Source organism: Vibrio sp. PID23_8 (genome assembly GCF_003584965.1).
GTDB lineage: Bacteria > Pseudomonadota > Gammaproteobacteria > Enterobacterales > Vibrionaceae > Vibrio.
Genome location: NZ_LIXE01000021.1, coordinates 13,573 through 35,230 on the forward strand (window position 1 = coordinate 13,573; position 21,658 = coordinate 35,230).

Annotated in this window: 19 protein-coding genes, 1 tRNA gene, 1 rRNA gene and 1 riboswitch; of the genes, 9 read left to right on the plus strand and 12 right to left on the minus strand. The window is 46.7% G+C overall.

Translation table 11 applies throughout. The features are described from left to right. Positions 1-15: 15 nt before the first annotated feature. From AK966_RS19030 to ggt, 3 genes are all read left to right on the plus strand, one after another. Complete coding sequence (locus AK966_RS19030) at positions 16-813, plus strand: AraC family transcriptional regulator (RefSeq protein WP_172438195.1); 798 nt, start codon at positions 16-18, stop codon at positions 811-813. Positions 814-904: 91 nt separating this feature from the next. Further along, positions 905-1,564, plus strand: coding sequence for a LysE family translocator (locus AK966_RS19035; protein ID WP_099081017.1), 660 nt, complete (start codon positions 905-907; stop codon positions 1,562-1,564). Positions 1,565-1,675: 111 nt separating this feature from the next. Further along, the gene (gene ggt / locus AK966_RS19040; RefSeq protein WP_119464726.1) at positions 1,676-3,442 is read left to right on the plus strand and encodes a gamma-glutamyltransferase; all 1,767 of its coding nucleotides are present in this window, start codon (positions 1,676-1,678) and stop codon (positions 3,440-3,442) included. A gap of 751 nt (positions 3,443-4,193) precedes the next feature. Here the strand turns inward: ggt and uvrD are convergent. Further along, entirely contained in the window at positions 4,194-6,368 is a 2,175-nt protein-coding gene (uvrD, locus tag AK966_RS19050) for a DNA helicase II (protein WP_099081019.1), read from the minus strand. Between the two features lie 279 nt (positions 6,369-6,647). Here uvrD and AK966_RS19055 point away from each other — a divergent pair, with 279 nt between their 5' ends. From AK966_RS19055 to AK966_RS19070, 4 genes are all read left to right on the plus strand, one after another. Then, a complete protein-coding gene (locus tag AK966_RS19055; protein ID WP_099081020.1) occupies positions 6,648-6,908 on the plus strand; it encodes a DUF2282 domain-containing protein in 261 nt (86 codons plus the stop codon). Between the two features lie 83 nt (positions 6,909-6,991). Then, complete coding sequence (locus tag AK966_RS19060) at positions 6,992-7,864, plus strand: DUF692 domain-containing protein (protein ID WP_099081021.1); 873 nt, start codon at positions 6,992-6,994, stop codon at positions 7,862-7,864. Then, entirely contained in the window at positions 7,861-8,619 is a 759-nt protein-coding gene (locus AK966_RS19065; RefSeq protein ID WP_099081022.1) for a DNA-binding domain-containing protein, read from the plus strand. The genes AK966_RS19060 and AK966_RS19065 overlap by 4 nt, the downstream gene beginning before the upstream one ends. Positions 8,620-8,629: 10 nt before the next feature. After that, a complete protein-coding gene (locus AK966_RS19070; RefSeq protein ID WP_119464727.1) occupies positions 8,630-9,085 on the plus strand; it encodes a DoxX family protein in 456 nt (151 codons plus the stop codon). Positions 9,086-9,116: 31 nt separating this feature from the next. On the opposite strand, the gene AK966_RS19075 is transcribed toward AK966_RS19070, so the two are convergent. After that, complete coding sequence (locus AK966_RS19075; RefSeq protein ID WP_099081024.1) at positions 9,117-9,398, minus strand: hypothetical protein; 282 nt, start codon at positions 9,396-9,398, stop codon at positions 9,117-9,119. A 91-nt stretch (positions 9,399-9,489) separates the two neighbouring features. Further along, on the minus strand, positions 9,490-10,683 hold the full coding sequence (locus AK966_RS19080) for a multidrug effflux MFS transporter (RefSeq protein WP_220473360.1): 1,194 nt from the start codon (positions 10,681-10,683) through the stop codon (positions 9,490-9,492). Between the two features lie 107 nt (positions 10,684-10,790). Here AK966_RS19080 and AK966_RS19085 point away from each other — a divergent pair, with 107 nt between their 5' ends. Together AK966_RS19085 and AK966_RS19090 are read left to right on the plus strand one after the other, a co-directional pair. Beyond that, entirely contained in the window at positions 10,791-11,732 is a 942-nt protein-coding gene (locus AK966_RS19085; protein ID WP_119464734.1) for a LysR substrate-binding domain-containing protein, read from the plus strand. A 203-nt stretch (positions 11,733-11,935) separates the two neighbouring features. Beyond that, a complete protein-coding gene (locus tag AK966_RS19090) occupies positions 11,936-13,726 on the plus strand; it encodes an aminopeptidase P family protein (RefSeq protein WP_119464728.1) in 1,791 nt (596 codons plus the stop codon). A gap of 106 nt (positions 13,727-13,832) precedes the next feature. Here the strand turns inward: AK966_RS19090 and thiH are convergent, their stop codons facing one another. The 9 genes from thiH to rrf all read right to left on the minus strand — a co-directional run. After that, positions 13,833-14,960 carry a 2-iminoacetate synthase ThiH gene (thiH, locus tag AK966_RS19095; protein WP_119464729.1) on the minus strand — a complete coding sequence of 376 codons (1,128 nt, stop codon included), beginning with the start codon at positions 14,958-14,960 and terminating at the stop codon, positions 13,833-13,835. Positions 14,961-14,992: 32 nt separating this feature from the next. Beyond that, positions 14,993-15,760, minus strand: coding sequence for a thiazole synthase (locus AK966_RS19100; protein WP_099081027.1), 768 nt, complete (start codon positions 15,758-15,760; stop codon positions 14,993-14,995). 5 nt (positions 15,761-15,765) lie between these two features. Further along, positions 15,766-16,020: a sulfur carrier protein ThiS gene (gene thiS / locus AK966_RS19105; protein WP_099081028.1), complete on the minus strand. Its 255-nt coding sequence runs from the start codon at positions 16,018-16,020 to the stop codon at positions 15,766-15,768. 91 nt (positions 16,021-16,111) lie between these two features. Beyond that, positions 16,112-16,885 carry a HesA/MoeB/ThiF family protein gene (locus AK966_RS19110; protein ID WP_119464730.1) on the minus strand — a complete coding sequence of 258 codons (774 nt, stop codon included), beginning with the start codon at positions 16,883-16,885 and terminating at the stop codon, positions 16,112-16,114. Further along, positions 16,872-18,287 (minus strand): thiamine phosphate synthase, encoded by a 1,416-nt coding sequence (locus AK966_RS19115; RefSeq protein ID WP_119464731.1) that lies wholly within the window; start codon positions 18,285-18,287, stop codon positions 16,872-16,874. The genes AK966_RS19110 and AK966_RS19115 overlap by 14 nt, the downstream gene beginning before the upstream one ends. Then, on the minus strand, positions 18,287-20,227 hold the full coding sequence (gene thiC, locus AK966_RS19120) for a phosphomethylpyrimidine synthase ThiC (protein WP_119464732.1): 1,941 nt from the start codon (positions 20,225-20,227) through the stop codon (positions 18,287-18,289). Before thiC ends, AK966_RS19115 begins: the two co-directional genes overlap by 1 nt. 165 nt (positions 20,228-20,392) lie before the next feature. Further along, positions 20,393-20,491, minus strand: a riboswitch (TPP riboswitch). 61 nt (positions 20,492-20,552) lie between these two features. Further along, a complete protein-coding gene (gene crcB / locus AK966_RS19125; RefSeq protein WP_099081032.1) occupies positions 20,553-20,936 on the minus strand; it encodes a fluoride efflux transporter CrcB in 384 nt (127 codons plus the stop codon). A 478-nt stretch (positions 20,937-21,414) separates the two neighbouring features. Further along, positions 21,415-21,491 (minus strand) — tRNA-Asp (locus AK966_RS19130). A 65-nt stretch (positions 21,492-21,556) separates the two neighbouring features. Then, positions 21,557-21,658, minus strand: a 5S ribosomal RNA gene (rrf, locus tag AK966_RS19135); the annotation flags it as partial.

Genomic DNA, 21,658 nt, shown 5'->3' on the forward strand with positions numbered 1-21,658 from the left:
AAGCTTTTTTACTTAATGGAACATATTCAGTACTACGCAACCGCCCATAACAACTTGAGTCTGATTGAGGCGAAATATCAGAAGTTTGCTTTTCAAAGGCATTACCACCTGGATTTTCATCTCGGCCTGATCACGCATGGCGAGCAAAAGTTCCAATACCAAGGCAACTGCCATCAAGTCGGTCACGGACAAATTGTCCTTATGCCCCCTGATGAGCTGCATGACGGGCAAGCTAAACTCGAAAGTGGCTATGAGGTGAATGTGTTTGCGATCGAACCTCACCTATTGAGCGATCTGGCTGATCTTAAGCGAAGCGGTCAAATAATACACTTTAACGAGCTGATCATCTCGGATCCGCAGATATTTTCACAACTTAGCAACTTACACGGGCTGCTTCGCCGTGAAAACCTCAGTCAACTTGCCAAAGATTGCCTACCTTTTGAAGGATTCAACCAACTTTTTGATCGCTACGGATCACTTGAGCGACAAAAAGTGGTGACTTTAGGCAAACAATCGCTTGGGACGTTAAAAGATTATCTGATGGCGAACCTCGACCAAGCGGTGCGTTTGGATTCGTTATCAGAACTGTGCCAACTGAGCCCAACTCAGTTCCAGCGCCATTTTAAAGCACAGACCGGCATGACACCTTATGCATGGTTCGCACGCCTGCGCCTCGAACAAGGCATGAAGTTACTGCAATCTGGTCAATGCGGTACCGACGTCGCCCATCAGATCGGCTTCTACGATCAAGCGCATTTCAGCAAAGCGTTTAAGCAGACTTATGGCGTTTCCCCTTCTCAAGTGACTCGTTAATTTTATTTACCGAGAAAGCTGTCAGTTTTTTACAAGCGTCACAAGTGACTTGCCACGACAATAGCCGCATTGGTTATATTTGAGATGTGTTATGAATGAATCCACCATATTGCTGACACTCGCCAGCATTCACTTTATTGCCCTAATGAGTCCAGGTCCGGACTTTGCTCTCGTCGTACAAAATGCGACACGTCACGGTCGTCAAACTGGCTTGTACATCGCGTTGGGATTGTCTGTCGGTATTTTGCTGCACTCCTTGTTCAGCCTGACAGGCGTGAGCTATATCGTCCACCAGCACCCAGTGTTGTATTCCGTGGTGCAACTGCTCGGTGGTAGTTACCTGCTCTACCTAGGTATTGGGGCTTTGCGCGGCGTGATCGCAATGATCAAAAATCCATTGGCGGATCAATCTAAGAAGCAAAACAACTTAGTGATCAGTAACAAGCGTCAAGCATTTGCCAAAGGGTTTGCGACCAACATTCTTAACCCGAAAGCCTTAGTTTTCTTTATCAGTTTGATGTCGAGCTTAGTGCCTGTGGGTATGTCGGTGACAGGCAAAAGTATTGCCCTAGTGATTCTGTTTGGTTTGTCACTGTTTTGGTTCTCCAGTCTCGCATGGATGCTGTCGACTCAGCGGCTGCAACGTAAATTGCTGCAAGCGGGGATCTACATCGACGGTCTATGTGGAGTGGTGTTTACTCTGGTAGGCAGCAGTATTTTGTACCAAACCATTAGCTCTTTTATTAGGTAACATACTGATTTAAAAGCGTAGCACAATCGACATTTCTAAGATTGCTGACTCGACGTTGCTCTCCATGACTGCCAAGCTGAAAACACAAAACTGGCAACATGGAGAGTCATCATGCATTGGACGTTCAACCGACTCGTGACCACGGGTCTTTTTCTTACTTCCCCTTTGGTTTTATCCACCCAATCCCTCGCGAACCAAGCTGCAGATGCGGTTGCACCGGAACACAGTACGGGCTTTGAGACAAAGCAATTAGTTAAAGCTAAAAACTACATGGTCACAGCCGCTAACCCACTTGCCACCCAAGCCGGTGTCAATGTCCTCGCACAAGGTGGTAATGCCATTGATGCCATGGTTGCGGTGCAACTGATGCTAGGCTTGGTAGAGCCTCAATCCTCTGGCATTGGTGGTGGTGCCTTCTTAGTATATTGGGACAGTGAGAAACAAAAGCTGACCACGTATGATGGGCGTGAAACCGCGCCACTCGCCGCTACCCCCAAGCTCTTCTTGGATGAAAAAGGACAACCTCTGCAATTTTACGATGCGGTTGTCGGTGGTCGCTCCGTTGCCACACCTGGCACAGTGAAATTGCTGTGGGACACCCACCAGAAATACGGTAAGTTGGAATGGAAGAAGATCACCCAACCTGTGATTACTTTGGCTGAACAAGGTTTCAAAGTCAGCCCTCGCCTCGCTAGTCTGATTGAGAAAGATGCCAAGCGACTGTCACGCTTCCCTGCGACTAAGGCTTACTTCTTTAATCCTGATGGTTCACCGAAAGCCGAAGGCACACTGTTAAAGAACCCAGAATACGCCCAAACCCTGACGGCGATGACAGAACAAGGAGCAAAAGCCTTCTACCAAGGCGATATCGCTACAGACATTATCGAGACAGTACAGAATGCACCGGGGAACCCTGGTGTATTAGCTCAACCTGATTTTGACACTTACCAAATTAAACAACGTGAACCGGTTTGTGCGGCTTACCAAAGCTATGACATTTGCGGTATGGGACCACCAAGCTCTGGCGCACTGACGGTTGGGCAGATTCTCGCAATCACCGAACAATACGATCTTAAAGATTGGGGAGCCACAAGTGCGAAATCATGGCAAGTGATCGCCGATGCATCTCGCCTTGCGTTCGCAGATCGCAGCAAATACATCGCTGACCAAGATTATGTGCCGATGCCTACCGAAGGCTTGCTTGATAATGATTACCTCAAACAACGTGCAGAACTAATCCAAGTAGGCAAAGCGCTGAGTAAGATTGAAGCGGGTAATCCACCGTGGTCGCATGCGATGAACTTAAGCATGGACCAATCGATCGAACTGCCTTCCACTAGCCATTTCAATATCGTCGATAAACAAGGCAATGTGGTCTCAATGACCACAACCATTGAGAACGCCTTTGGCTCGCGCTTGATGGTGCGTGGCTTTTTGCTCAACAACGAACTCACCGACTTCTCCTTCCGCACTCACCAAGATGGTGTGCCAATCGCGAACCGCTTAGAACCGGGTAAACGTCCACGTTCATCAATGGCTCCGACCATTATGATGAAGGATGATAAACCCTACATGGCAATTGGCTCACCGGGCGGCAGCCGCATCATTGGTTACGTCGCACAAACCATTATCGCCCACATTCAATGGGACATGGATATCCAAAGCGCGATTAATCAACCACGATTACTTAATCGGTTTGGTACCTTAGAGATTGAGCAAGGTACCATCGCAGAAGGCTTACAACCTGAATTAGAGAAGATGGGTTTTAAAACCGATGTTCGCAATTTGAATTCTGGACTGCATGCGATACGTCTTACCAAAGAAGGCCTTGAAGGTGCTGCGGATCCGCGGCGTGAAGGCGTGGCCATTGGGCAATAAGAGTCTTTCGCTCGACCCTTTGTGCGAGATCTCTTACAAAGGGGTGAGCAAACCTCTCTTTTTTCATAAAAAAAATCGTCATGACGACACATAAACCATTGATTAGGCTTTAAATTGTGATTTATTCAAACATAATGGCAATCAAAAATGTGATTTATCACCATTGTTCGCAAACGTTAAACCGGTAATATTAACCCTGTCGGAAGGATGCTGACACGGAACAGGAAACACCAAGGACTTGGTGAACTTCAGGAAGAAGAAACGATTATTCAGGATGAATGGTCGGGCATGGATTGCAAAATTGGACATTGAACGGAATCAATAGTGACTAGGATGGTTGCTACTAAGGATGGGAAATGGACACCTCTGGACGAGGCAAGGATTTGAACATCAGGATGATGTCAGGGACACCGCTCAGGGAACAAGTGATGAGAGCTAACGAGGATTGTTAGCAGACCAGGATAAGGTCAAGGACACCGCTAGGATGGCGACGTAAGGATTAAGCTGACGGATTCAGCACACTATCATGGATTAGATGCATGGAGCACTCTTAGTAGCCGGATTGCTGCGAGTAAGACTATAACCCCGATGGGCGCAAGCCCTCGGGGTTTTTCTTTACCTGAAATAGGATAAAGCCCTTTAAAGCCCCACCTCAAACAACACCTTCCGACAACAAGTTTTATTGGCTCAAATAGTAAAAACAAAAAGAGCCGCCGAAGCAGCCCTTGAAACTATTGATTTTCTCAAAGCCTTACAGCTTCTCAAGTCGCGCATAAGCAGTCACTAACCACTTAATGCCTTCACCGTTAAAAGCGATCTGTACGCGACTTTGTGGACCACTGCCTTCAAAGTTGATGATAGTACCTTCTCCGAACTTCGGATGCATCACGCGAGAACCGAGCGTAAAGCCTGTTTCATTAAAGCTTTCTTTCACCACGGTTTGGCTAAAGCGACCGCTACTTGTTGGGCGACTGACCTGCGCCTTCATACGTACTTCATCCAAGCAGGTTTCTGGTAATTCACGAATAAAGCGAGATGGCTTGTGATACTTATCCTGACCATACAAACGGCGCATTTCCGCATAGGTGATGTAGAGCTTTTGCATTGCACGGGTCATGCCTACGTAGCACAAACGACGCTCTTCTTCTAAGCGCCCGGCTTCTTCCGCCGACATTTGACTTGGGAACATGCCTTCTTCCACACCCACCATAAACACCAATGGGAACTCTAGACCTTTCGCACTGTGCAGCGTCATTAGCTGAACCGCATCCTCAAACTCGTCCGCTTGTCCTTCGCCCGCTTCTAATGCTGCGTGAGTAAGGAATGCCGTCAGCAGTGACATGTCTTCGGCTTCTTCTGGCTTCTCAAATTGACGCGTTGCGGTCACCAATTCCTCCAAGTTCTCAATACGCGCCTTAGACTTTTCACCCTTCTCTTGCTCGTACATCGTGAACAAGCCCGAGTATCTGATCACATGGTCAGTTTGGTGGTGTAGTGGCATCTCGATAGTGTCATCTTCCAGTGCAGTAATAAGCTCGATAAATCGGCTCAACGCACCAGCCGCACGCCCCGCGAGAACTTGCTCATCCAACATCGCCACACTCGCTTCCCACATAGTACAACCACGATCACGAGCGGCACGACGAATGGTTTCTAAGGTCTTATCACCTAAGCCACGCGTTGGTGTATTAACAACACGCTCAAACGCCGCATCATCATTACGATTCGCCATTAAGCGCATGTAGCTCAACGCATCTTTAATTTCCTGGCGTTCGAAGAATCGCATGCCGCCATAAATGCGGTAAGGTAAACCTGCTTGAAGCAACGCTTCTTCCAGAACACGTGACTGAGCGTTGTTACGGTAAAGCATGGCAGCATCACTCAGAACACCACCCTTGTCTTGCCACTCTTTGATCTTGTTAACCGCGAAACGCGCTTCATCCAATTCGTTGTAAGCACTGTAAACTGAGATCGGCTCACCGACGATGCCATCAGTCCAAAGCTCTTTACCCATTCGCTCGGTGTTATTAGCGATAAGCGCGTTCGATGCTTCCAAGATCGTCTTGGTAGAACGGTAATTTTGCTCAAGACGAATGGTGTTCACACTTGGGAATTCCAGCGTAAACTTCTCAATATTCTCGATTTTCGCGCCACGCCAACCATAAATGGACTGGTCATCATCACCGACAATCATCACATGGCACTCTGGACCCGCCATCATACGCAGCCAAGCGTATTGAATATTGTTGGTATCTTGGAACTCGTCAACCAAAATATGCTTAAAGCGCGCTTGGTAGTGTTCACGGACGAACTTGTTATCACGCAGTAGCTCATGTGCGCGCAACAAGATTTCCGCAAAGTCGACCAAACCCGCTCGGTCACACGCTTCTTGATATGCGGTGTACAGTTGTAGGTAAGTTTTCGTGACTGGATCGTGGTACGCATCGATGTGCGCTGGGCGCAAACCTTCATCCTTCTTGCCGTTAATCCACCACGCAACTTGGCGCGCAGGCCACTGCTTCTCATCGAGGTTTTGCGCTTTGATCAAACGCTTTAGTAGGCGTTGCTGGTCATCACTGTCGATGATTTGGAAATCTTCCGGCAGCTTGGCATCAAGATAGTGTGCACGCAGAATACGGTGACAAATGCCGTGGAACGTGCCATTCCACATACCACCGGCACTCCCCATCATAAGCTCTTCAATACGCCCACGCATCTCTGCTGCCGCTTTGTTGGTAAAGGTGACCGACATGATAGAGAACGGAGAAGCCTGCTCTACCGACATCAACCAAGCGATACGGTGCACAAGCACACGCGTTTTACCACTTCCCGCACCAGCAAGGATGAGCAAGTTTTCTAGAGGCGCTGCAACGGCTTCACGCTGTTTGTCGTTCAAACCGTCAAGTAATAGAGATGGATCCATCATGATGAGAGCTACTGGTTATTTATACATAAAAATAGATTATAACCTAAACAACTGGGTGCTGTTTAGACAAAACTTGATAAAAAGTTTGCGGCTTTTTTGCACTGAACATCAAGACCTTGTATGACATTCACTCAATATACCGTCCATTTCCTCCGTTTTTCTGAAAGTTTTTTAGTCAATTTCCTATCTTTTAAATTAAGTAAGCTGTTAACAAAACGCCAAAACAGGCGGTTCACCTTGCCAACTTAAAGTAAAGGAAATCATTCAGAGGAAATAACTATGAAAAAGTCAAATCTTGCTGTTACTGCTGCTGTTACTGGTTTACTCGCTCTAGGGGGCACGATGCTCACTTCGGCTCCTGCTGTCGCTGCTGAAAAAGAAAAATGCTACGGCGTTGCAAAAGCAGGTAAAAATGATTGCGCAACGAAAAGCAGCTCTTGTGCTGGTACCTCGAAAGAAGATAACCAAAAAGACGCATTCGTCGTCGTTCCTAAAGGGCTGTGCGACAAACTTGCTGGCGGTAGTACGACTTCTTCCTAATTTTTTATCGCCGCTGTTTCTGGATGCGTAGTCGCGGAGCCGCGCATCCTTACTTTCCCGTCCAATCTGAAAAGGAGTTTCACGTGAAACACCACATCTTCCATGAACTTGTTGGTGTCGGACTAAGAACCCCTCACCTCGATTATTTCAGCCAGAGCGCTCCTGGGTTGTCTTGGTTAGAAATCCACAGTGAAAACTACTTCCAACCCAATGCGGCAGAACGCTATCAGCTACAGAGTCTGCGCGAGAAGTATCAAGTCAGCTGTCACGGTATCGGCTTGTCACTTGGTTCAGTGGAACGTGTGAATAAAAAGCACCTTGCTCAACTCAAAGCGCTGATTGATTCAATCGTTCCGATTCTTGTTTCTGACCATTTAAGTTGGAGTGAAAACGGCGGTCACTACTTTAATGACCTACTCCCACTGCCCTACACGGAAGAAGCACTGAAGGTGTTCACTCGCAACGTGAATGAAGTGCAGGATTATTTGCAGCGCGAGATCTTGATAGAGAACCCATCTAGTTATGTGAAGTTTCAACATTCGACTATCAGCGAATGGGAGTTTCTTACCGAAGTACAAAAGCGCACTGACTGTCGTTTGTTGCTCGATTTAAACAATGTTTATGTTTCGGCGTTCAACCACGGTTTTGATTGCGACACCTACCTAGATGCGATGCCAGCCGACAAAGTGGATGAGATTCACTTGGCAGGTTTTACCATCAAACAACTCGACAAGGGTGAGATATGGATTGATACCCATAGCCGCCCAATCAGCGATGACGTTTGGCAATTGTTCGCGCAGTGGACAAAAAAACACGGTCCACGTCATGCGTTGATTGAATGGGATTTGGATATCCCCGCGCCAGAAGTCTTGCTCGGAGAAGCCCAGAAAGCATCGCAACTGCTGTTACAAGGCACACTTCCAAGTGAACAAAGCGAGCCAAGGAAGGCATCATGAATCTAGCCAATTTACAAAGCCAGTTTGCTAAAGCTCTGCACTATCAAGCACTCGGTGAAGATTGCGATATTGCCAGTGAAGAGTTTACGGCAGAGGAACGCATGCAGATTTACCGCAACAACTTCATTGTCAGTTTGAGTGAGGTTTTATCGGCAACCTATCCTATGGTGGAAGCATTGCTTGGTGAAGAGTGCTTTAAACAGATTGCGCGTCAACACGTACTCACTTCCCCATTAGAAGAAGGCAATGTGGTGCATTATGGCGAAGGCTTTCAGGACACCATCATGCAATTTAATCAGGTGATCGATCAGGCGCCCTACTGCCCAGAAGTCGCACGCTTCGAATGGTACATCGATCTCGCCCGACAAACCCTATTCGAAGAACCTCGCTCAGCTGAGATAAAACCACTTGCTTTGCTTGGTCAAGTAAGTGAAGAACTTCAACCCGCTTTGGTATTGCACCTGAAACAAGGTTGCCGAAGTTTTGCCTCCGATTATGCCGTGTTTGATTTGTTTTCTGCGATTCAAACTGGGCAATTTGAACAACTCAACATCAATCAATTACAACAAGGTGCTATCTCGATTCAAGCTAATGGAGAAGCCTTATGTCACGCACTCGATGCCGATCTCTTCCAACTGCTGCAATGTTTAGAGCAGAAGCTGAGTTTGAGCGTAATACCTAAAGTTTTACTCGCTCATCTCAATAGCATCATGGCACTCGATCTCGTTGACGGCTTTACATTGAAACCAATTTAAGGAGCACTCTATGACGGATACGGTTAAAAACTTAGTCAATCGGTATGACGATTTAATCAGTACCCTACAAGCAGGCTTTGTCCCTTTAATGCTGTTATTTTGCCGCTTTTGGGTAGCGTGGGTATTTTTCAATTCAGGACTGATCAAAATCACGTCTTGGGATAGCACGCTTTATCTGTTCGAGTTGGAATACCAAGTGCCATTGCTGCCATGGGAACTCGCCGCTTACTTAGGCACGGCTGCCGAACTGGTGCTACCTGCTTTCTTAGCGCTTGGCTTGATTACCCGTCCAATGGCTGCGATTTTGTTTGTGTTTAACATCATCGCCGTGATCTCTTACCCGCTGCTGTGGGAGAAAGGGTTTTATGACCACCAACTGTGGGGCTTGATGATACTTATCGTCATCGTCTGGGGACCCGGACCAATTTCACTCGACCAATGGTTGAGAAACAAGATCGCCAAATAAAAAAATCCCCGCGTCTGCGGGGGGGGATTTTTTATTTGTTTAAGTAAGCCAGCAACTCTTCTGCTGAAATGCCTTTCTGGGCCAATTCTTTTGCCATCAGCTCAACTTGCTCGCCTTTACGCGATTCAATCACTTGCTGAAACTGATACACAAGGTCACGCAAGATTGGCAATGGAACTTGCTTTGCCGCACTACGAACACGCTCTGAGCTCTGATTACCCAGTTCATTTAGCAACTTGCCAAACATCACCTTCTCTGGTGATTCTTCCATTTGCTCTAAGATACGAGCCATTTCATAGGTGGTTAACGACATTACTTGCTGAGTTCCGTTGTGGTGTCGAGAAAAGTTTAAGCGACAAATATACACGCGTTAGTTACATTGGAAAATACTAAATTGAGCTGTTTTATGCATTCACCAACTTCGTATGCCAGTTCTTGCCTGCTTTCGTGAACAGAATCAGCAATGCTGGTAGCAACACCCACATATGAATCGCAATCAGTGTTTGTGGATCAAGTGATAGACGCTGTAGCGTACCGACCAACAAACCTGCACCACTCATCTGGAACAAGCCAAGTAGTGCTGCTGCGGTACCAGCCTTATCACCAAATGGCTCAAGTGCTTTACCTGCCGCCGCCCCTAAAATCCAAGCAAAACCGACAGAAGACATAAAGATGGGTAGCATGAAAGAGAATGCTGTATCGTATTCATGCATTACCATCATCACCACACCTGCAATGCCCAATATAGTGATACCCACAACAAGTGAATTATGTGTGCCCCAACGATCCATGAACTTAGGCGCTAACATACAAGCTGCAATGTTAAACGCCGCGTTGAGACCAAACCAAAACGTGAATTCATTCATCGACAAGCCCATGCCCGTCATCAACACCACCGGTGCAGATGTGACGTAAGCAAGAATCACAGCCATCGCCATCAAACACAGTGATGCATGGAAGATGAATGATGGTGTGCTCAATACTGTCCAGTAGCGGCTCAGTTTAAATACCGCCTGCTTTTCTGTTGCAGGATTGGTTTCCTTCATGCCGAAGAACATCATCGCACCCGCAATCACAGCAAAACCGGCCATAAAGCTGAAGTTTGCACGCCAATCAAATTGCTGGGTTAACCAGCTACCAAGAATCGGTGCCAATGCCGGGATAAAGCAGATCGCCCCGTTAAGATAGCTGATCATTATTCCGCATTTTTCCGGACCGAAGATGTCGCGAACGGTTGCAAAGGCTGCTACAGATGTTGCACATGCACCTAAGCCTTGTAGCAAACGAGCCGTCAACATCCACTCAATATTTTGAGCACTCCACGCCAATACAGCGCTCAATGCGTAGATGGTGATGCCGCCCAATGCAACGGTTCGACGTCCGAGTTTATCTGCCAAGGGGCCTGCGAATAGCTGGCCAACGCCCATAGCAAATAGGAACCAAGTAATGGTGTCTTGTGCTAGTGCATTTTCTACCTGAAAAGTGGACGCGATAAGGGGTAAAGCAGGCAGATAAATATCAATCGCAAGCGGACTGAACAGAACTAACATGGTCAATAGCGCCATCTGTTTTTTGCTATTAGTAATATGGCTAGACACAAAACACTCCAAATTGAACAAGAACTTTTGCGCAAAGCTTAATCACCTGATGATATGAATGGAAATGATGTATAATCATGACCATTATTCCAATAGGGAAAATCACTGTGAACGTAGAAAAACTGGCGCGCATCGACCTTAACTTACTGGTCTGTTTTAAGGTGCTGATTGAAGAGTTGAATGTCACTCGCGCCGCCCACCGACTGTGCTTGAGCCAGTCGGCGGTGAGTAAATCCTTAGCCAAATTACGTACCCAATTTGATGATCCTCTATTCACTCGAAACTCACATGGATTGACGCCAACGCCGCGCGCATTGTTCCTCAAACCGAAACTGGATCTGTTGATAAACCAACTTGAGGTGCTGACTCAACCCGAAGAGTTCGCTCCACAGAGTAGTGAATACCGTTTCCAAATCGCCGCAGTAGAGAGTGTTTACCCATTAATCCTGCCCCACTTCTTGCCGGCGATATTCCAGCAAGCGCCGGGCGTAACCATCAGTACCCACTCATGGTCAGAACAGACGTTTAAGATGATTCAACGTGGTGAAATTGATTTAGGCATGACAGGTCGAGACATCGACATCAACGATGCCAAACTGACTATGCTGCCGCCAGACGACATTTGCGAGCAGGAAATCTATCGCGACCACCAGATGTGTATCGTGCGTAAAGACCACCCTGCTTTGCGTGGTAATTGGAACTTGGAAGCTTACCTAGCACTGCGTCATGTTCAAGTACGTTGCGATGGCAATGACCGTTGGTTGCTCGACTATCGTTTAGCCGACATTGGTCGCGAACGTGATATCGCGGTAACTGTACCGGACTTTAACAGCGCCGCGAGTTTGTGCTCTTACACCGATTTTGTGTTTACCGCGCCAAGCCACTTTGTGAAACTGGCAGCCAAGCAACACGACATGGCATTGCTGCCACTGCCACTCGAATTCCCGCCCATGGCATACACTTTGTTCTGGCACCGAGACAGAGAAAATGACCCAGCTTTAACTTGGCTACGTACCATGATCACGCAAAAAACCGATCATCTTAGATAAAAATCCCGGACGCGATTTGCGCTCTTGCGATAAAATGAGTAGCTTAACAGTCGATAGTCCTTTTTGGCTCATCTATGGCCTGTTGTACTGCGACTCTATTGAGGTGATTGCGAACCTCAATGGAATCGTAAACTGCATGAAGCAGATGGAAACAGCTCCCACACCTGAGCATGAAGGAGCGGTAATTTGAAGGAATAACACAGATGCACAACGATACCCAAAGCCGCGTGAATGCAGTTCGCGAGTGGCTAGCACAACATAATATTGATGCCCTACTAGTCCCACATGAAGACGAGTACTTGGGCGAATACGTACCAGCGCACAACGAGCGTTTACATTGGCTAACTGGTTTTACCGGTTCTGCTGGTGCTGCGGTAATCACCAAAGACAAAGCCGCTATCTTTGTTGATGGTCGCTACACGGTACAAGTAACAAAGCAGGTTCCTGCTGATCTATTCGAATACCGCCACCTGATTGAAGAGCCTGCGTTAGATTGGATTAAAGACCATCTTACAAATGGCGCATCTGTGGCAATCGACCCTCGCATGCACAACTCTGCTTGGCTAGACATGGCACAGGCAAAACTTGCAGGCGCACTTGAGCTTAAGATTCTCGACAGCAACCCAATTGATGAGCTGTGGCACGATCGTCCTGCTCCTGTGGTTTCTGATGTTCGTTTAATGGCAACAGAAGCAGTTGGCCAATCCAGTGAAAGCAAACGCCAAGAAATCGCAGAGCTCGTGAAAAAAACCGGCGCAGACAGCGCAGTGATCACAGCGCTAGATTCTATCTGTTGGTTGCTCAACGTTCGTGGTCTTGATGTATCACGTCTACCGGTTCTGCTTTCTCACGCGATTCTGCATTCAGATTCAAGCGTGGAATACTTCCTAGACCCAGCTCGTCTACCTACTGAGTTTGACGCTCACGTTGGTGCGGGTGTGACCGTTCATCACCCAGAAGCATTGCAAGCACGACTAGAAACCCTAACTGGCAAGAATGTACTGGTTGACCCTGCGACAAGTAACGCATGGTTTAAGTTGGTTCTACAAAATGCTGGCGCATCAGTGGTGAGTAAAGCTGATCCATGCCTAATGCCAAAAGCGGCGAAGAACGCGGTTGAAATCGCAGGCATGAAAGCATGTCATATCCGTGATGGCGTGGCGATGAGCAAGTTTCTATCTTGGTTAGATGCAGAAGTCGTTGCTGGTAAGCTGCACGATGAAGCGACACTGGCTGACAAACTGGAAGCATTCCGTAGCGAAGACCCGACACTTATGGACCTTAGCTTCGATACCATTTCAGCAGCGGGCGGCAACGCGGCGATGTGTCACTACAACCACGAAAACCAACCTGAACCTGGCAAGCTAGAACTGAACACACTTTACCTAGTGGATTCAGGTGGTCAGTATCTAGATGGCACTACAGACATCACGCGTACTATTGCGATCGGTCTGCCATCACAAGAGATGATTAAACAATTCACTCTCGCACTAAAAGGTCACATTGGCGTTGCTCGTGCACGTTTCCCGAAAGGCACTCGTGGTTACCAAATTGATACGCTAGCTCGTCAGCACCTATGGGCGGAAGGCTACGATTACGATCACGGTACTGGCCACGGTGTTGGTCACTTCCTAAGTGTTCATGAAGGTCCTGCGAGCATTTCGAAGAAGCAAATCGACGTGCCGATAACAGAAGGTATGGTGCTATCCAACGAGCCAGGTTACTACCGTGCAGATGCATTTGGCATCCGTATTGAAAACCTAGAGCTTGTTGTAGAAACACCCACTAACGGTGACTTCCCTGTCCTGTCATTTGAGTCGCTAACACGCTGCCCAATCGACAAGCGCAACATCAACGTTGATATGCTAACTCGTCCGGAGCTTGCTTGGCTGAATGATTACCATCAGAAAGTGTGGGATGAGATCAGCCCACTTGTTGAAGGTGATGTGAAAGAGTGGCTTCGTCAAGCAACGCTAGCTATAGCGCACAGCTAGAAGCTAGAAGCTAGAAAAGTAGAGGGTTGATGTTTTGCATCAACCCTCTACTTTTTGCTTATGTTTCACGTGAAACATAACGATGACCAGTGACTTTACTTGTGACTTAACCAGAATACGCCGAGTGCCAGTCTCGCCATACTGGGTCAAAACCTTTGCCTCGAAGCATATCTTCCACAGAACCAGCACTTCGCTCATCACAGATCTCAAACTGCTCGAGTTCCACATCATCCATCGCATAACCTCCCGGCTGAGTTTTCGATGCGGCAGACATACTGGTGATACCCAATGGAAAAGCATTGTCCCTAAACTTGGGTGACTCACGAGTCGATAGTGACAACTCCACTTCTGGATTCAATAAACGATAAGCACAAATCAGCTGAACAAGCTGCTTGTCCGTCATTATTGACTTTGGCTGCTTTCCGTTTAAAGAACGGGCACCTTCACAAGGACGCAAACGCGGGAATGAAATCGAGTAACGAGTTTGCCAATACGTGCCCTCAAGATAGTCCAAGTGCGCTGCCACATAAAAGCAATCTGTACGCCACTCTTCCAATCCTATCAGAGCACCAATACCGATCTTGTCGATACCCGCTTTTGCAAGACGATCAGGAGTATCCAATCGGTATTCGAAGTCCATCTTATTGCCTCGCAAATGATGCTCAGCATAGGTCGAAGGATGATACGTTTCTTGATAGACCATCACCGCATCCAAACCCAATGTCTTGAGCTCTGCGTACTCATCTTGACCAAGTGGCTGCACTTCCATCGCCAAATAATTAAAGCGTTGCTTAATCATCGGCACCATTTCGCGGAAGTATTTCATACCCACTTTGGTCTCGTGTTCACCAGTCACAATTAATACACTATCGAACTTCATTCGTTTAATGGCTTCGACTTCTGCAGCCACTTCGTACCTATTCAAGGTGCGACGCTTAATTCTGTTCTCCATCGAGAAACCACAATAAGTACAAGCATTGGCGCACAAGTTAGAAAGGTACAATGGGATATAAAGCGACATGGTATTACCAAAACGCTTGCGAGTTGCCGAGTATGACAGCTGCGCCATTTGCTCTAAGTACGCTTCAGCCGCTGGTGAAATTAGCGCTTTAAAATCTTCCAAATCACGCTTGGGTTTATTCAATGCTCGCTCAACATCTTGTGCGGTTTTGGCGTAAATCGACATCGAAATGTCATCCCAATTGAGCAGCTTAAATTGTTCAACGAAGCTCATGTTTCCCTCACTTAATAGCTACACATCTAAGACTAAAGCTCATCTAGAAATGACGTCAGTGGACTCGACGCAACCGCATGAGAAACCTTACCAGCAAGACCAGCTTCATAAGCCATACGTCCCGACTCCACCGCCAACTTAAATGCCTTCGCCATCGCAACGGGATCGCTCGAAGCTGAAATCGCGGTATTGACGAGCACGGCATCTGCGCCCATTTCCATCGCACGCGCAGCATGTGATGGCGCACCGATACCCGCATCTACAACCACTGGAACGTTGGCTTGATCGATGATGATCTCTAGGAAGTCGTGAGAAACAATCCCCTTGTTGGAACCGATCGGTGCACCTAAAGGCATTACCGCTGCACAACCCACTTCTTCCAATCGTTTACAAAGAACCGGATCAGCATGACAGTAAGGAAGCACAATAAACCCTTCACGTACTAGTTGCTCAGCAGCCGTAAGTGTTTCAATTGGATCGGGCATTAAGTACTTCGGGTCTGGGTGAATCTCCAGTTTTAGCCAGTTGGTATCCAACGCTTCTCGTGCCAGTTGAGCAGCAAACACTGCATCTTTAGCGTTCTTTGCACCCGAGGTGTTCGGCAATAAGTTCACACCCGCTTGTTTTAACGGCAGCAAAATATCGTCTTGTAGGTCGTTCACATCCACACGCTTCAGCGCCATGGTCGCAAGTTGAGAGCCCGACACTTGAATCGCTTTTGCCATTAATCGGCCGTTGGCAAACTTCCCTGTTCCTGTGAACAGTCTAGATTCGAATTCTTTATCACCAATTTTAAGCATCGACGTTAACCTCCTGCGATCGCTTGAAACAAAGAGATGCTATCTCCCTGTGAAAGAACGGTGCTAGCCCACTCACTGCGCGGCACAACGTTGTTATTAATTGCAAAAACGCAGCCCATTTCTGGCAGCTCAAATTGACTAATGATTTGTTGTAAATTCGACTCACTGGCAACTTGATGTGACTGATCATTGATGACAATGGTGATCACATCTAAGTCAGCAGCGGTCATTAGTGTTGTTTGTTGTTCTGATGACATCATTTCTTCCAACTCTCATAATTACGACCATGACTTCTAGCTGTTTATCACTAATAAATAGCCAGTTTGAAATCTTGCTCAGTTAGCTCGTAAGCTAAACTTGAGCACACACTTGGCACTGTTTATCTTTGCTTATCGCCATGGTTTTCCATTGCATTTTCAATCCATCAAACAGGTGTAACTTGGCAGTCTCGACATGAAACTTTCCCGTCGCCAGTTTTTGAATTGCCGCAAGCGCTTGGTAATTACCAAGTGTGCCGACCACCGGACCGACGACACCGCTCTCACGACACTTTTGAGTTTGTGGTAATTCATCGAACGGATATAAACAGCGGTAACAGGCTTTGCTTTCTACTTCTTGTTCACTTGGTGTTTGATAATCAAAGACGGCGAACTGCCCCTGCCAACCAATTGCCGCCGCTGAGATGAGTGGCGTGTTTTGTTCAAAACAGACTTGATTAATTAGCTGACGGGTTGGCATATTGTCGGTGCAGTCCAGCACCACATCCGCCAACATCACCTCAAGCTGCAGCTGTGCTGTGTCTAATCGCTTATTGAGAGCGCGTACTTGGATCATCGAATTAAGATCAGTGAGCTGCTTTACGGTTGCTTCTGTTTTCGCAACTTGGAGGTCTTGTTCACGATAAATGATCTGACGTTGTAGGTTACTGCTATCAACCTCATCATCATCAACCACAACCAATTTACCGATGCCCGCCGATGCCAAGTACAAACTCGCTGCACTGCCTAACCCACCACAACCGATGACCAGCACATGCGATTTTCTCATGCGCTCTTGCCCAACTTCGGCAATTTCAGGCAGAGCGACTTGGCGCTGATAGCGAAGGAAGTGCTTATCCGTGAGCATGCTCGCCTCTCTTGGTATCCGCCAATTCACTACTCTGATCAGTAAACATTAGCTGTCTTTTCTTCATCAGTTGTGCGAAGAACTCGATGACAGACTGAGGTGATTCAGCCAACGTAATAGCTCGCACAACTGCCAAACTAGAAACACCTGTTTGCCAAACTTGGTCAGCATTAAATTGGTCAATGCCACCAATCGCGACCGTCGGAAAACCGAGCTCGTCGACACTTACTTCTTTGTCTTTTGAAGGACGGAAAGCCGGCTCTGTATTTCCATAAGGAATGCTATCAATCAGCTTTTGATACCGTGCCAAGAGCACCAAACCCTGTGGTTTCGATGGCATCTGTTTTGTGGTGGTTGGGAAGATATGCCCTAACGCAATGTAACTAGGGTGAATTTGTACGATGCGCAGTAGCTCATAATAACCATGAGTAGAAAGACCAAGACGAATGCCGGCTTTAGTTAGCTGAGCCAAATTCGATTCATCTATGTCTTCCTGCCCTAGATGAACGCCATAAGCGCCATGCTTGATTGCCAGCTGCCAATAGTCATTGATAAACACTTGTGCTTGATACTGACGACCTAGCTCAATTGCTCGAATGATCTGTTGTTCTAAATCGACTTGTTGTGGGTTCTTGATTCGTAGTTGAATCGTGTTGATGCCTAAAGGCAGTAAACGCTCAATCCAAGCAACATCATCAACGACTGGATAAAGCCCTAGACTTTGCTTGGTTAGCGTTGGAAAGCTAACGCTCTCTCCTTGTGTAGACCAACCAACTTGAATATCGAGTCGGTTATCTTCCAGTACAGGTGTGGGGAAATCATCAAATTGGTCAGCCCACTGAGTAGATCGTCCCTCGTCAAGGTTGTCATTCAATAGTGTTTCACGTGAAACATTCGCTTGTTGCGTTGTCATTGCTCGAGCAAGTGTTAATGCATCTTCAATAGGAAAATCGAGTACTGTCAGCGTTACTATCCAAGCAAGGTGATGCTCAGGAGCAAATGCTGTGTTGAGCTTGGACTTAACGGTAAGCGCTCTCACTTCATCGTTAATTGGGTGACGCCAGATATCAAGCTGAAGCACTTCATGCTTTTCACCGGAAACCTGGCGATCAGCAATACCAATATAAATCGCTTTTGACGGTTGCTTTGCGCACGCTTCTACCGATAAAGCAGAACGATAATAAAGCGCAAATGAACACTTAGGCTCAGAGTCATAACCATCAATGAGATCAGTCGTTATGTGTGTGGTCTGTTGGTCGCGAACAAGCTGAATAGATTGAGCTGGGCTCACACCCAACTTAATGTCTACAATGCTAAACCCCTGTTCTTTTGCCACCAACAAACATTGCTGAACTGAACCCGTCAGATCAATCAATGATGACGGAATAAGGATTTGGCTCATTAGTCACTTACCTCGGCATGTGCTGCTGGGTGGTACAACTCAGATCCTGTATCTCTAAATTCTTGCGATTTTTGACGCATGCCCTCGAGAGGGTCATCAAGCATTTTGATCGAGATAGCTTGGTCCGCAGCAACTTGCTCAATATCTTTCGCGTACTCACGTACCTCTTGGGAAATCTTCATGGAGCAGAACTTTGGTCCACACATCGAACAAAAGTGAGCAACTTTGCCAGACTCTTGAGGTAAGGTTTCATCATGGAAAGCACGCGCGGTATCTGGGTCGAGTGACAAGTTGAATTGGTCTTCCCAGCGGAACTCGAAGCGAGCCTTAGACAGCGCGTTATCACGTACTTGAGCACCAGGGTGTCCCTTCGCTAAGTCAGCGGCGTGCGCAGCAAGCTTGTAAGTGATCATGCCAACCTTCACGTCTTCTTTGTTTGGTAAGCCGAGATGCTCTTTAGGTGTTACGTAGCAAAGCATCGCACAGCCATACCAACCAATCATGGCCGCGCCAATACCTGAAGTAATATGATCGTAACCAGGAGCGACGTCTGTCGTCAGTGGACCAAGCGTGTAGAACGGTGCTTCATGACAGTGCTCTAGCTGCTCTTCCATGTTCTCTTTGATCATATGCATTGGAACATGACCAGGACCTTCGATAATGACCTGAACGTCGTATTCCCACGCAATCTTGGTTAACTCACCAAGGGTACGAAGCTCAGCAAATTGCGCTTCATCGTTAGCATCGGCAACCGAACCAGGGCGTAGGCCATCACCGAGAGAGAGTGCCACATCATACTTAGCACAAATTTCACAGATCTCACGGAAGTGGGTGTATAAGAAGCTTTCTTGGTGATGTGCTAAACACCATTTCGCGATGATAGAACCGCCACGAGAAACAATGCCAGTAACGCGTTTTGCTGTCATTGGTACATAGCGAAGTAGTAAGCCGGCATGGATAGTGAAATAGTCAACGCCCTGCTCTGCTTGTTCAATCAGAGTATCGCGCATCACTTCCCAGTTAAGGTTTTCCGCAACACCATTTACTTTCTCAAGGGCTTGGTACATGGGTACAGTACCAATCGGAACCGGACTGTTACGTAGAATCCACTCACGAGTTTCGTGGATGTTACGTCCAGTAGAGAGATCCATAACGGTATCCCCGCCCCAGCGCGTTGCCCATACTAACTTCTCTACTTCTTCTTCAATCGAAGAAGTGACCGATGAGTTACCGATGTTGGCGTTCACTTTGACCAAAAAGTTACGCCCAATGATCATTGGTTCGGATTCTGGGTGGTTGATATTAGAAGGGATAATCGCGCGACCTTCGGCGACTTCTTTACGCACAAACTCGGCGGTAATGTCTTTTGGAAGATTCGCTCCGAAGCTTTGACCCGGATGTTGTTGATTCAGCACTTCATCGCGGTATTGAGCACGCCCCATATTTTCACGTAGCGCGATGTATTCCATTTCTGGGGTAATAATGCCTTTGCGAGCATAGTGTAACTGAGTCACACACTGCCCACCTTTAGCACGTCGAATACGTGGTAGATTACCGTAACGAAGATCGTCTAGCGTTTCATCTTCTAAGCGCTCTTTGGTGTATACCGAGCTTACTTCATCGAGTAGTTCAGTATCAGCGCGCTCTTCAATCCACCCTTCTCGCAGCTTAGGTAAGCCGTTGTAGAGGTCTATGGTGTATTCTGGATCTGTGTATACACCTGAGGTATCGTAAACGCGTACTGGCTCATTAGGCTCGAAAATAGGCGCTTCTTTTGTGCCTCCAATAAGGCTATCAGCGAGTGATATTTCACGCATTGGCACACGAATATCGGGACGTGAACCATCTACGTAGACTTTGCTTGAATTTGGGTACGGTTGTACCGAGAGTGTATCAATGAACTGTTTTGCTTCCAGTCTCGCTTGCTTGCGACTCGACATAGCATTTTTCCTTGCTTTGTTATGCTTAGATAAAAAGTATTGGGATAAAAATGCTTGGCGGATAGATGCGACAAGAGGAATCGAATTAAGGACAGGTTGAGCGGGTGCTCTTCGTCTATAACAACATTCGACTATTTGATAGGTCGACCAGATAGAACTCTGGTGTAGATATCTTCTCTTGTTCCCTTCGCAGATTCTAATCTGATCAGGTTCAACGGATCCCGAATTAACGGTCTCAGCCTTATGGCACTCCGACAAGTGAAATCAGTATATAAAAACGGCTTGGTTAAACCAAGCCGACCTGATTAAAATTTGAGTATTTTTGCTAACTACGCATCAATAATTGGAACCCAATCCATGCAGCTGAAATGCTTAACACGACATTCAACAGTATGTTCAATCCCATTTTAAAGAAGGCACCCTGCTGCATAAGCAACACGTTATCCATCGAGAAGGTAGAAAAAGTGGTTAATGCACCCAAAAAACCAAGACCGATAATTTGGCGCCACGGATCAGTTGTTATCAGTTCAGTTTCAAACGCAGCGATCAAAAGGCCTATGATGAAAGAGCCAACGACGTTTACCGTTAACGTACCGTAAGGAAAACCACGCCCCAGTAGCATTACACAAAGTTCAGAAATTAAGTAACGAGTACACGCACCAAATGCGCCACCTAATGCAATAAAGCCCAAAATGGATAGTTGTCCCATAATGCCCCCAGAAAAGTTGATGGCGATATTGTAATCAAATTTATAATAATAGTGATTATAAAGTCTTAGAATTCAGCGAAAACAACATCCAACAGTTACACGTATTTAAAAAGTTACAGGTATCACTTAGTACAAATAAGCAGCACCACTAAAAATACGACTAATGGTTATTTATAAATACAATGAAAGGGAGCTAGGAAGACAAAAAGAGGAAATAAACCCGAACAATTAATCTTCGAGGTTATACCAATCGTAGTAAATAACCGATCATTCTAGCTTGTTATAACGCTCGATAACTTCGTTTAAAATTTTAATTGTGGAATAACTACTTATCGAAAATTTTAGCGTTTTTCCTGAGCTAACTCTGATTACTTACTGTGATTAGTATTACCTTTAGCATTAAGCTTTTTTGTATTAATTCAAATCTTACACATACGAAAAAGCCCTAGCATTGCTGCTAGGGCTTTGTCTGAATAAATGGCGGAGCGGACGGGACTCGAACCCGCGACCCCCGGCGTGACAGGCCGGTATTCTAACCAACTGAACTACCGCTCCACACGGAGATAAAACTTTTGTTTTATCCGATACTTGTCGTTCAGAACAAGTACCTTAAATTAAAAGCCTGGCGATGTCCTACTCTCACATGGGGAAGCCCCACACTACCATCGGCGCTATTTCGTTTCACTTCTGAGTTCGGCATGGAAATCAGGTGGGTCCAAAAT

Coding starts and splice junctions, on each gene's coding strand:
- crcB (WP_099081032.1), bottom strand. CDS start 20,936: ATGGGACAACTATCCATTTTGGGCTTTATTGCATTAGGTGGCGCATTT.
- thiS (WP_099081028.1), bottom strand. CDS start 16,020: ATGATGTCATCAGAACAACAAACAACACTAATGACCGCTGCTGACTTA.
- AK966_RS19065 (WP_099081022.1), top strand. CDS start 7,861: ATGAATCTAGCCAATTTACAAAGCCAGTTTGCTAAAGCTCTGCACTAT.
- AK966_RS19055 (WP_099081020.1), top strand. CDS start 6,648: ATGAAAAAGTCAAATCTTGCTGTTACTGCTGCTGTTACTGGTTTACTC.
- AK966_RS19115 (WP_119464731.1), bottom strand. CDS start 18,287: ATGAGCCAAATCCTTATTCCGTCATCATTGATTGATCTGACGGGTTCA.
- AK966_RS19075 (WP_099081024.1), bottom strand. CDS start 9,398: ATGTCGTTAACCACCTATGAAATGGCTCGTATCTTAGAGCAAATGGAA.
- AK966_RS19090 (WP_119464728.1), top strand. CDS start 11,936: ATGCACAACGATACCCAAAGCCGCGTGAATGCAGTTCGCGAGTGGCTA.
- AK966_RS19030 (WP_172438195.1), top strand. CDS start 16: ATGGAACATATTCAGTACTACGCAACCGCCCATAACAACTTGAGTCTG.
- AK966_RS19070 (WP_119464727.1), top strand. CDS start 8,630: ATGACGGATACGGTTAAAAACTTAGTCAATCGGTATGACGATTTAATC.
- thiH (WP_119464729.1), bottom strand. CDS start 14,960: ATGAGCTTCGTTGAACAATTTAAGCTGCTCAATTGGGATGACATTTCG.
- AK966_RS19110 (WP_119464730.1), bottom strand. CDS start 16,885: ATGCTCACGGATAAGCACTTCCTTCGCTATCAGCGCCAAGTCGCTCTG.
- uvrD (WP_099081019.1), bottom strand. CDS start 6,368: ATGATGGATCCATCTCTATTACTTGACGGTTTGAACGACAAACAGCGT.
- ggt (WP_119464726.1), top strand. CDS start 1,676: ATGCATTGGACGTTCAACCGACTCGTGACCACGGGTCTTTTTCTTACT.
- AK966_RS19035 (WP_099081017.1), top strand. CDS start 905: ATGAATGAATCCACCATATTGCTGACACTCGCCAGCATTCACTTTATT.
- AK966_RS19100 (WP_099081027.1), bottom strand. CDS start 15,760: ATGCTTAAAATTGGTGATAAAGAATTCGAATCTAGACTGTTCACAGGA.
- thiC (WP_119464732.1), bottom strand. CDS start 20,227: ATGTCGAGTCGCAAGCAAGCGAGACTGGAAGCAAAACAGTTCATTGAT.